The following is an 11,783-nucleotide window of genomic DNA, read 5'->3' as shown; positions in this document are numbered from 1 at the left end:
TGATTTTCTAAAAGTGTTTTGAATATGGCATCTTCTCAGCAACTCTCAGGTTTACGGGAACTTCATGGAATAGGTGAGCGAGTAGCCAGCAGGCTTGTCGAGCATTTTGGAAGTGAGGATGCAGCTCTCCAGGCAATTCTTGAAGGAGACATAGCTTCGCTTTCCGAGGTCAATGGGGTCAGCCATACATTTGCCCTTTCCCTTGCCAGGGATGTCAGGGCCCAGGCTGAGGGATGTGCAATTTCCGATTTTCTGAAAACAAAAGAGGCTCTTGACCTGTACTCCCGCCTGCTTGAGCTGATAAAGACGTTTGCTCACACGCCGCATGCGAGGGACAAGCTGGACCTTTTTTACCCGTTTCCTGCGTCCCGTATGGACCTTATCCAGGAGAGAAGGGCTTTTGTAGAAGAGTACCTGGAGCTGGCAGATGCTCTCTCTGCGGATAAGGCGTTCCTGAATCTCCTTTCCAGCGTGAAAAAACTCAGGCCGATACCGGGAAACCTGAGGGTAAGGGACAGGACCATCCTCTCCGGGGACCAGAAAACTCTGGATGCAGCCAGGGAAAGGTTCCAGGCATTTTTGCCTGTCCAGGTTGTGGAGGATTTTTCCGAGTTCGTAGATCTCGCGAGAGGCTACTCGAATGTGATTATTTTTGATGATACTTATCTTAGTTTTGACCTTCCTGAAGGGCTTGAGCCCGAGTTTTTCCAGGACCCTTCAAAAGCGGAATTCTGGCAGATCCTGCCTGAAGTGGAGCTGGCTTTTTTTGCAAGGAACCTGGCCTGCATCCTTGCTTGCCTGAATATAGCATCAACTCTGCGGTCTTCAGGCTTTGATTTCTTCGAGGAACTCTCAGAAGAGGATATTGAGACCCTTAAAACAGCCCTTCTAAAAGTGGGAGAGGATGGAAAGCCTGTTGAGGGTTTTGACCCCGAACTTGACAGGCTTGGAGCTGCCCTGAAAAACCTTGATCCTGTGCTGACCTCTGCCTTAAATGAGGCAAACCAGCACATGAACCTGAAACTCGAATCAAGTTCCCTTACCCTGAGCGGGCAGGAACTCATCAAGCTTGTGAGCGGGGGAATGGAAATTAAAGACCTGCTTGCAAAAGAACTCCACAGGGTCTACACAGGCGAGGTCGGAGCCGTAAAAGAGGGACTCGCAGAAAAGCTCAATTTCCAGAAACAGGAAAAACTGATGCTTGACTCTCTCTTTTCCGACGAAATTTCCTATCCTCTCAGGGTAGAACAGGCTCAACTGCAGCTTTTCAGGCAAAAACTGAATATGTCCCTTGAAAAAGCAAGGCTTACCCGCAAAAGGGAGCTTGCAAAAGTCCTCTCAACTTTCCGCCAGCCTGTAGAAAGGCTTGTCAGGGAGGTACTTGACTTTGACCTGGGTTTTTCCATAGCCTGCTTTGCCGCGCAGTTCCGGCTGAAAATGCCGGAGACTGTCCCCGAAGCTGGAATTGGCTTTGAAGAGGGAGAAAATCTTTTCCTGAAAGCCAGGTACGGAGAAATTGACCCTGTCAGTTATTCCGTCGGAAAAACTCGTTTTTCTCCGGAAGGTCTCGAAAACAGGGTTGTACTTTTGAGCGGTGTGAACTCCGGGGGCAAAACCTCTTTACTTGAATTGCTTGCCCAGTGTGTAGTCCTCGGACACATGGGCTTTCCTGTCCCTGCAAAAGAACTTGAGCTGGGGCCTGTAGAAGAATTCTATTATTTTGGAAAATCAAAAGGAACTCTTGATGCAGGAGCCTTTGAAACAACCCTCAAGCAATTTTCCGTGCTATCCGAAGCTTCCGGAAAACTTGTGCTTGCAGATGAGCTGGAATCAATTACCGAACCAGGAGCCTCAGCCCGGATCATAGCAGGGATCCTTGAATACCTTGCCCGGAACGAAGAGAGCCTTGGGGTTTTTGTCTCCCATCTTTCGGGATTGATCCTTGAAAATACCGGGACAGACATCAGAGTGGACGGAATCGAAGCCGAGGGGCTGGATTCCAGCCTGGAACTTATAGTAAACCGAAACCCGGTATACAATCGTGTGGCAAGAAGCACTCCTGAGTTGATTGTAGAAAGGTTACTGAGGAAGACCACAGGAAAAGAACAGGAATTTTATGCCCATTTAATGGATAAATTTAAAAATTAAAAGGCAATTTGAATGTTAATGGATATTTTTTCAAGTCAAAATCTATATCTTATATTCTACTATCAGGGCAATTTATAAATTTCTTCTAAAATATCTTTATTTCAAACACGTGTGGTATTTTCTGGCGGTTTTTGATGGTTTTCCCTGATACTATCTTGTTATTTTCGGTTTTGTAGATCCGCTATGTTCTTTTTTGTGGCATTGTGCCTAATTTTTTGTTTATTTTTCTCTGTTTTCTAAGAGATAATATTATAAGTCTTTAGTACTATATATTAATAAATAGTAGTGAGTTGACTAAGATTTCGGGCAGTTCTTACATTCCTGTTAATCCAAAAGTTTATATACGTCTTAGTGTCAATGCATCTCCGATAACTTTATAAGAAGATGCGCCTTGCCTCGGACAGGGAATAGAAAACTCAGTCGGCTAATGGTTATTGAAAGGGTTGATATGCAGTTCAGGGAATATTTTTCCGAAAACTGGCTATTTTAGCTGTTGAGTAAATTCGAGGTTATCTTCTTTTAAACCCTGCTAATTATACTGAACGAACATCTGATAATAATGTCAAATAATGAAACAGGCAAAAATCTTATATTCCGATCTTCTTATATTTTTGAGGATGGCTCTGAAGAAACACAAAACCCAGGCTACGCGTGATAGGAATGGAGCGTAACTTCCCAATTCATTGTGCAGATTTTGATAGATTGGTTACGGATAGTGTTGATGGGGTCCGGGTTGAAGTATCAGGTATGCCTGACCTGAGTGACCCATGCCTTTATGCGGACCGGGAATACAGCTGGCTCCAGTTTAATGACAGAGTACTCGAAGAAGCTCTGGATGAACGTAATCCTCTGCTTGAGAGAGTTAAGTTTCTTTCCATCTTCGGGAGCAACCTTGATGAGTTTTTCATGGTCAGGGTCTCCGGGGTCAAGAAACGTATTACTGAAGGGGCAAAGGAAGACCGCGCAGATGAACTGGCTCAGGAGCAGCTGCAGGTCATCCGGGAAGAACTTCTAAAGCAGCTTCCTCTAAAAGACAGCTGCTGGAATGAAGTGCTCGAACCGGCTCTAAGGGAAAAGGGAATTAAAGTCCTTAACTACTTTGAGCTTTCCGGAGAAGATAGAGAAAAGCTCAGGGACTACTTCGAAAGAAATATTTTTCCGCTACTTACTCCCCTTGGTTTCGACTCAGGTCATCCTTTCCCCCATATTTCAAATCTCAGTCTTAACCTTGCCGTACTTATTGATGATCTGGAATACGGGGAACGTTTTGCCAGGGTCAAGATCCCTCCTCTGTTCACAAGGTTGATCGTTGTTCCTGAAGAAGGCCAGGAAAAAATAATTTCCAGTTTTGAAGAACTAAAATCAGGGCGTTTTGTGTGGCTCGAACAGCTGATTGCTGCAAACCTCGATCTGCTGTTCCCCGGACAGCGTATCCTCGGAGCTTATCCTTTCAGGATCACACGAGATGCTGATCTCGGCTTTGACGAGGACGGGGACAAAGACCTCCTGACTGCTGTAAAGCAGAGGGTGGGGAGAAACTACTTCGGGCCTGCTGTCCGGCTTGAAACCGACTATACTATGCCTGAAAGGGTTTCTGATATTCTCCTTAAGAACCTGGAGCTAACTCCTCCTCTGATGTTCAGGGCAGCGGCGCCTCTGGGCCTCTCAAGCCTCATGAAGCTTACGCAAATTAATCGTCCGGAACTCAAATATGAGCCTTTTGAGCAGAGAAAACATTCCTCTCTGGCTAATAAGGAAAATATTTTTACAGCCTTGAAAAAGAAGGATGTCCTTCTCTATCACCCTTACGACAGTTTCGAATCGGTAACCGATCTGGTTGAAGAAGCCGCTGATGACCCGGATGTTCTGGCAATTAAAATGACGTTATACAGGGTAGATGACAACTCCAGGATTATCCAGGCTCTTATGAAAGCTGCGGACCGGAACAAGCAGGTTGCAGTCCTTGTCGAACTTAAAGCCCGCTTTGACGAAGAGAATAACATTGGATGGGCAAAGGAACTCGAACGTAAGGGCGTTCACGTAGCCTACGGCTTTCCCGGACGCAAAACCCATGCCAAGATGTGCCTTATTGTAAGAGCCGAAACAGAAGGCATCAGATATTATGTGCATATGAGCACGGGAAACTATAACGCTGTCACAGGAAGACTCTATACTGATTTCGGCTACCTCACAAGTGATCCTTTCATAGGCAAAGACGTCTCTGACCTTTTCAATGCCCTCACAGGTTATTCCAGGAAGGACCATTATATCAAGCTCCTGGTAGCTCCGCAGAATATGAGGCATCAGATCCTTGAACGCATCAGGCGCGAGATTGACCTGCACGAAAAATTTGGGGACGGTCACCTGCTTTTCAAGATGAATTCCCTTGTGGACTACCAGTGCATCCGGGAACTCTACAGAGCTTCACTGGTTGGAGTAAAGGTAGACCTCATTGTCAGGGGCATCTGCTGCCTCAGGCCCGGCATTTACGGGCTGAGCGAAAATATCAGAGTCACTTCTATAGTCGGGCGTTTTCTTGAGCACTCGAGAGTATATTATTTCAGGAACGGCGGAAAAGAAGAGATCTTTATGGGCAGTGCCGACCTTATGCCCCGCAACCTTGACAACCGGGTCGAAGTTCTCTTTCCAGTATCTTCAGATTACATTCCTATCATGCGCGATGTCATCCTCGGTACCCACCTGAAAGATAACATAAAAGCTCGCCTTCTCCTCCCTAATGGCAGGACTGAAAGGATCTACCCACAGCCCGATGAAGAAGAACTGGATTCTCAGCTCTGGATGCTTGAGAACAGAGGCATCTGGGAGCTTAAAACGGAAAACGGCTGAAAGAAAACTTTCATAATCTTTTTTTGTTTTCTCTCTTCCCTTCCCTTTTGTTTTCTCTTTTCCTTTAGTTTTCTGTGTTTTCCTTTTCCATTTGAAGTTTTACTTGAAATTTTTATGCTACTCTCTGGAGTTTCATAAACCCTCAGCAGGAAAACCCCTGAGTATTTAGCTCAGGGGTAATTGACATGGGCAGGGTTTTTGAACTTACAATTTCACATATATAGAAAGATAGAACTCAGGAAAATACTATCCGGAAAATCAAAGTTGCGCTGGCGCACCCCGCTACAAGCAACGGGGTATTCGACTGAAATAAATCTCAAATTGAATCAAAATGTAAACTGATATTGTGGAGTTTATGAAGCTCTCTTAATCCTTCTATAAAAACGAAAGGAAGGGCTTTCAGGTGGTCATAAATGGAACCCGAGAAAAATTCCGACGGCAGGGTTGTTGCGTTTATTGATATAGGGACGAACTCGGTCCGGCTTCTTCTGGTCCGGATCAATTCCAACGGGTCTTACCAGCCCCTGACCAAGCAGAAGGAAACGGTGCGGCTTGGAGAAAAGGAGTTTATAGACAGGATCCTGCAGCTAAAAGCAATGGAGAGGGCAACCGTTGTCTGTAAAAAGTTCATGGAACTTGCAAGGGCTTACAGGGCAGAAGAGATCATAGCTGTGGCAACCTCTGCAACCCGGGATGCGAGCAATAGGGTCCAGTTTCTTGAAATGATTAAAAGAGAGGCAAACCTTGAGGTCTGTACGATTTCAGGGTTAGAAGAAGCCCGCCTGATCTATCTGGGGGTCTCAAGCGGGCTCCGCCTTGGTTATTCAAAAGCCCTTTTTATTGATATCGGGGGTGGGAGCACTGAAGTATCGGTAGGGGACCAGAGTCAGTGTTACTTCCTTCACTCCCTTAATCTCGGGTCAATCCGTCTGACAAACATGTTTCTTCCGGATGAAACAGGTCCGGTTTCCGAGGAGCGTTATGAGCAGATCAAAGCCTACATACGGCGCAAGACTGCGGATATAACAAAAGAACTTTCCAGGTACAGGGTAGGCTGTGTGATTGGGAGCTCGGGGACTATCGAAAACCTTGCAAAAATCGCTTTTGTTTACCTTCATAAAACAGCCCATGAAAGTTTCGAGAAGCTGGAGTACGAAGACCTGAAGAAAATTGTCCGGGCAATGTGCGCCCTGCCGCTTGAAGAGAGGCGCAAATTTCCGGGGATAAACTCCCAGAGGGCAGACATCATTCTTTCAGGCGCTGCAATCATCGAGACGCTTATGGAGGGACTCGAACTTTCAGAGATTACGGTCAGCAAGCGCGGGCTCAGGGAAGGGCTGCTAGTGGACTATATCTCAAAGAGCGAATTCTCTTATATGGTCACGCAGATGTCGGTAAGAAAACGCAGCATCATGCAGCTTGGCCTTGCCTGCAACTTTGACGAAGAACATGCACATATCGTTACCAGGCTTGCCCTTGAACTCTTTGACAGCATTCAGGCTCTTGGGGTCTATGAGTTTCAGGAGAGCGAGAGAGAGCTTCTCGAGTATGGCGCGACTCTGCACGATATAGGGACATTTCTCTCATATGATACCCATCAGGCACATGCCTATCACCTTATAAGAGAGAGCAGCCTCCCCGGCTTCCAGCCTGAAGAAATAGAAATCATTGCAAACCTTGCGTATTTCCACAGGAAAAACACCCCTAAAAAGAAGCATCCCAACCTTGCAGGGTTAAGTAAAGAAGCTGTAAAAAGTATCAGGGCGCTCAGTGCCCTTCTCCGTATTGCCGAAGGGCTTGACCGTACCCATACCGGTATTGTATCCCATGTCCGTTTCTATATTGCTTCCACCGAAAGTCTTGTGCTTGAAATGCACGCCCAGCAGGAGTGCCAGCTCGAAATCTGGGAAGTTGAGAAACAGAAAAAATTCTTTAAGAAGATTTTTGGATACTCTCTCCAGTCCAAAGTACTTATAGAACAGGCTGTGGGAGCCCCAGTAGTTTTTGAAGGGGGCATCGAAGTTGAGGAAGTCCCACGGGACTGAAGCTTATTCAGGAACAGAATTTCCTCAAAAGTGGAGCCTTTTCAAAAATTGAATTTTTCCAATTTAAACTGGTTTTTAAAAGTTAATTGAAATCCTTCAGAGGCCTTCATACAGGTTTCTGACTGCACTTTCAATTCTCTTCCTAAACTCTTCGGTCCGGATTTTTTCCCAGGCATCAGGAAAAGTGTTGAGCAGGGCTAACAGTTCTTCCTCCCTGTAAGCAAGGTAAGCTTCCACTCCACCAGGGCTTTCGGAAATCTGCATTTCACTCGATGCCTTTTCACTTTCTGAAGGGCCCCAGGTCCCGGTCTTCAGGTAAGATTCCAGCATTCCGGTTGCAACTGCTGCATCATGCAGGTCTCCAAGGTGGTCCTGCAAAACTTTGAAATCTTTTATTAAGGTCTCAACTTCTTTCCCGAGTACGCCCTCAAAGAACTCTAAAGTATAACGCAGCCCTTTGGCAGCAATCCTGAGCCTGTGCAGCCTCTCAACCGAAACATAGGGTCCCTCCACCCATTCGGAGTAGGCACTTATGTCGGCTAAACGGGCATAGAGGATCGAAGGAAGTACATCCTTTACCCGGTGCGGCAGAGAGTCATGTTTCTCCGTAGTTGTGGGGAGAGCCCAGCTTTCCGGAAAGTCCAGAAAGTCCGAAAAGTCTTTCTTAAAACGGCTGTACTTTTCACTGTCAAGGTAATCGAGCATATCTTCCCTGGCTTTTTCTCTCTCCTCCGCAAGTGTAAGAAAAAGAGGGTCAAGGTCATGTTCACGCCCGGAAGGTAGGGTTTTCAGGTAAGTTTCTGCTTTTTCCCGGAAAACGTCCAGATCCCGGACTCCTCCCATGGCACCAAGTGTTCTCTTGAGCCCTTTAAGGTGAGGCTCCAGTTTTTCGGAGTCAAGGTATTCATCAAAGACTATTGTTGCTGCCCTCATCCTGCGGACCGCAACGCGCATGTCATGCAGCTCTTCGATGTCTTCTCCTTTTCGGGTTCCCTTTTCATGGGCTAGCATCTGGGAGAACTGGTATGTAAAGATCCTGTGCGCAACAAAGGCCATGGAATCTTCCGGGCTGACCGTGAATTTCTGAGTTTCTTTTCTTTTTTTCTTCTCAATTCTTTTTTCAGTTTTGTCCTCAACTTTCCCCCGGCGTTTTTTTCCTCCTTTTTCTTCAGCTTCTTCTTCAGCTTCTTCTCTCTCTTCTCGTGGTTTTTTTTCTGAGGCTCTTCCCGAGGCTATTTCCAGGGCTCTTTCTAAGTCTCCGGATTCAAGAGGTTCCCTTGCCTTCGTAAATCGGAGTTTGGTGCTGAAGAGATATTCCCAGAGTTCGCTTCTTTTTTCCGCCTTTTTTGCAGTTTTTTCTGCATCAGGTCCCAGCAGTTCTATTTCGACAGTTCCCTCAAGTTGCCTGAACCTGGAGGGCAGAAACCCCTGAGCTCCTTTGTCGGAAAGGTTTGCAATCCGGAGAAAAGCTGCAAGAATGAGGGCTTTATTCTGAAAAGCCGGAGAAAGACCTGTATTCTCTTCTTCAAGGACTACAGAAAGCTTTTTTTCACTTATTTCGGGGTTCTGAAGCTCCATGATAAGGGCAAGCATTTGCAGGTCATTTGGTTTCAGTCCTTTAATCGGATGGGTAAGGAGAATTTCTCTGCTCATTATGGCTTCTTCTCCTCTGTATACTGAACTTCCGATATCCTGCAGGAGGGCTGCAAGGCCGAGCAGTTCCTTTTCCTCCTTTCCGAGCCCGTGATAAGCAGAAAGTCCGTCAAAGAGGGCGAGGGTCCCTGCCCTGATATTTTCTGCTCTTTCTCTGTTAACTCCATACAGTTCCATAAGGGCTTCAGGGGTCCATTCCTCAATGCCCATCTCACTCCAGCCTTTATGGGGTTCCCCTCTTCCGGACTGGAAATGAAATGCCAGGCTTTTTCCAGGGGTTTTTTCTTTAGTTCCTGTAAAAGGAAAGACTAGAAGCCCTTCTTTTTCAAACCGCGAGAGCAGAGCTTCTATTTCCGGTTCCGGGACTTTAAGTAGAAGGCTGAGTTCTGCAGGATTACTGCCCCTGTCAATTAATAGAAGAATCTTGGCTTGCTTTCCGTATATGTTTTTGTGACCTGCAAGCTGTGCGCAGACAGCTCTTTCTTTCAAGTTCAGGAAGGTTTTTTCCGGAAGGTTTTCCCTGAAAATATAGGCTCTTTCAAACTTGGAAAAAGGGCTCTCTACAAGGCTGTAATGACTGAGCAGGAAATCCCGGATAGTCTCAAGGTCATCAACAGTCCCACCGCTTTTAAGTTCCACCTCAAACTCATTGTAGAGTTTTTTCCTGCTTTCGCTTTTGAGATTTACCCTGTCCAGATAGAGTTCAGCTACCTGTTTTTCTTCAAGATTTAACTTGCGAATTGTCCTTTTCTGTTTGAGAGTAATAAGTGGAGACAGGTCAAGCCCTGAGGTAAACTCAAAAATCATATTTCTGATCCGGAGAGCGGGGCATTCAAGCACGGAAAGCCCTTCAGGCAGGAAACTTACATATTCTTCTCTTCTGTGGGTCCCGCCTTCAAAACCTCCCAGACTTTTGATTGTCACCCATTTCCCTTTTTCTCCGGCAGCTTTTCTTACTCTCAAGTAATACCCGGCAGCCATAATGTCTTTATTTTCAGTATCAAGAAAAGTGTCCTCAATTATCTGGATCTTAGCTTCAGAAATAGTATAAGATGCAAGCCTGGAGAGATTTTCAAGCGCTTTAAAATCTGTCTCTTCCGGTACCAAAAATTTTGACTCAATTTCCATATTAATTCTCCCCACCCTGCTGTGAATACTGAGTATATATGTACTTATTCTTCAACTGTGAATGCTGAGTGTATATGTACTCATTCTTCAAATATGTCGCCAATCTTCAAATAGATACTCAGGAATCTATGATATTTTTAATTATTCTCTAATGATTCTTTAATTAATATTCTATTAATTATTTATAAAGTATCTTAACTACCGTCAACAGGGTTAAATCATAAGTTTTTTCTTTACCCGGAGATTGGTTGCTATATTACTGGATTATTAATTTTCCTGGATGATTACTCAAACTACAAAATAATGGTTCAAAAATAGTTATTAATCCAGTAAAAATTCAAAAAAGCTAAAACGTAATAATACATATTTATTAAAAATTTAAACAGAGCAATAGATATATTTACCAAAAATTTTACTTATTTATATTAAACAGGGAGTTTGACCTTTTAAAACCTGTGTTCAAACTGTGGAACTCACATTATTTAATTGCACTGCAATCTCTTGAGATCCAGCCATTCAAACATACTTTTACAGGCCAGCCCTCAATCAGTAGTATCCGGCAATTGCAAGGATTCAGTTACAAAAATCCAGTAGCAAAAGGATACATTATAAAGGATATATCAATAACAAAGGAGCAAGTTTCCTTGACAGGCAACGATATACTACTCTGGGACGAAACCCTATTTAAGGACCTCTCGGTACTTGAGCCGGATTATCTCCCAGAATATTTTCCCCACAGGGATTCACAGTTAAATGCGCTCAGGTTTGCGCTCAGACCGGCCCTGCGCGGCATGCGGCCTTTAAATTGTTTGCTGGTCGGTCCTCCAGGAACAGGGAAGACCAGTGCTGTTATGAAGGTTTTCAGAGAAGTTGAGGCTCATGCTCCGGGTGTTGTGGCTGTAAAGGTCAACTGCCAGATTGATTCCACACGTTTTGCCGTAATTTCCAGGATTTACAGGCAACTGTTCGGGATCTCTCCTCCGAATTCCGGGATTGCTTTTCGGAAACTCTTTGAAAACGTTGTAAATTTCCTGATTTCTTCTGAAAAAGTGTTGATTGTGGCGCTGGATGACCTTAATTATCTCTGCTGTGAGGGACACGCCAACGAAGTGATGTATTCCCTGCTAAGGGCTCACGAGCAGTATCCCGGAGCAAAGATAGGGGTTATCGGGATCGTAAACGATGCATCTGACCTTTATTGCCTGGATGCAAGGGTTAACTCTGTTTTCCTGCCTGAAGAAATATCCTCTCCAAGGTATGGGAAGGCAGAGATTCTGGACATCCTTAAGGATAGGGTCAGGTACGGCTTTTACCCGAAAGTAATCTCTGAAGAAGTACTGGAGCTTGTTGTCTCATATGTGGAAAAAACAGGAGATCTGAGGGTTGGAATCGATCTTCTAAGACGTTCAGGGTTCAACGCTGAGCGCAGGGGAAGCCGCATGATCTTATCAGAAGATGTGGAAAAAGCCTACGAGGCTTCCAAACTTCTCCACCTGTGCAGGGGCATAAGCCTCCTCTCAGACCCTGAAAAACAGCTGCTTGAACTGATAGCAAGGACAGATGATGTTAAGGCTGGAGAACTCTATAAATCTTTCCACGAGTTGACACAGCTCGGCTACACCCGTTTTTACGGCATGGTCAACAGGCTTCAGACTCTCAACTATGTGGACGCTGACTTTACAGGCAAGGGCAAGCGAGGCAGGACACGGATAATCAAAACAAAGTATGAAGCTGATGACATCCTTAACTGCCTTAAAAAAGGCTGAAAAATGATTTAATTTGCAAAAAATTATTTTATAAATTCGTTTATATGACTTTTGTTGAAAAAATAGCCTGATTATTCGAAAAACCTGAAAAGAAGCCTGAAAGAGAATTAGTGAACGGAGATTCACATGGATTTTCCGGTGAGAGGCCGGAAAACAGGCTTTCAGGCTTGAAATGTTTTCTGATTAAACTTTAAAA

The 11,783-nt window shown here is 44.9% G+C and carries 5 protein-coding genes; 4 read left to right on the top strand and 1 reads right to left on the bottom strand.

Features of this window, described 5'->3' with window-relative positions; genetic code table 11:
- Positions 1 to 24: 24 nt before the first annotated feature.
- The 3 genes from EO98_RS12285 to EO98_RS12275 all read left to right on the top strand — a co-directional run bounded on the left by EO98_RS12285 (position 25) and on the right by EO98_RS12275 (position 7,040).
- On the top strand, positions 25 to 2,148 hold the full coding sequence (locus EO98_RS12285; RefSeq protein ID WP_048138585.1) for a helix-hairpin-helix domain-containing protein: 2,124 nt from the start codon (positions 25 to 27) through the stop codon (positions 2,146 to 2,148).
- A 660-nt stretch (positions 2,149 to 2,808) separates the two neighbouring features.
- Positions 2,809 to 4,995, top strand: coding sequence for a polyphosphate kinase 1 (gene ppk1 / locus EO98_RS12280; RefSeq protein ID WP_052734457.1), 2,187 nt, complete (start codon positions 2,809 to 2,811; stop codon positions 4,993 to 4,995).
- Between the two features lie 413 nt (positions 4,996 to 5,408).
- On the top strand, positions 5,409 to 7,040 hold the full coding sequence (locus EO98_RS12275; RefSeq protein ID WP_048138582.1) for a Ppx/GppA phosphatase family protein: 1,632 nt from the start codon (positions 5,409 to 5,411) through the stop codon (positions 7,038 to 7,040).
- Between the two features lie 96 nt (positions 7,041 to 7,136).
- Here the strand turns inward: EO98_RS12275 and EO98_RS12270 are convergent, their stop codons facing one another.
- Positions 7,137 to 9,821 (bottom strand): CHAD domain-containing protein, encoded by a 2,685-nt coding sequence (locus EO98_RS12270; RefSeq protein ID WP_048138580.1) that lies wholly within the window; start codon positions 9,819 to 9,821, stop codon positions 7,137 to 7,139.
- 644 nt (positions 9,822 to 10,465) lie between these two features.
- Here EO98_RS12270 and EO98_RS12265 point away from each other — a divergent pair.
- Complete coding sequence (locus EO98_RS12265; protein ID WP_048138577.1) at positions 10,466 to 11,587, top strand: ORC1-type DNA replication protein; 1,122 nt, start codon at positions 10,466 to 10,468, stop codon at positions 11,585 to 11,587.
- Positions 11,588 to 11,783: the final 196 nt, after the last annotated feature.

This window comes from Methanosarcina sp. 2.H.T.1A.6, from assembly GCF_000979455.1.
Lineage (GTDB): Archaea > Halobacteriota > Methanosarcinia > Methanosarcinales > Methanosarcinaceae > Methanosarcina.
Note: the sequence above shows the minus strand (reverse complement) of the source record. Positions and strands in the feature narration are given on the sequence as shown.

What these genes read in the sequence shown, in the direction of transcription:
- EO98_RS12285 (WP_048138585.1), top strand. Translation starts at nt 25, where the DNA reads ATGGCATCTTCTCAGCAACTCTCAGGTTTACGGGAACTTCATGGAATA.
- EO98_RS12270 (WP_048138580.1), bottom strand. Translation starts at nt 9,821, where the DNA reads ATGGAAATTGAGTCAAAATTTTTGGTACCGGAAGAGACAGATTTTAAA.
- EO98_RS12275 (WP_048138582.1), top strand. Translation starts at nt 5,409, where the DNA reads ATGGAACCCGAGAAAAATTCCGACGGCAGGGTTGTTGCGTTTATTGAT.
- ppk1 (WP_052734457.1), top strand. Translation starts at nt 2,809, where the DNA reads ATGGAGCGTAACTTCCCAATTCATTGTGCAGATTTTGATAGATTGGTT.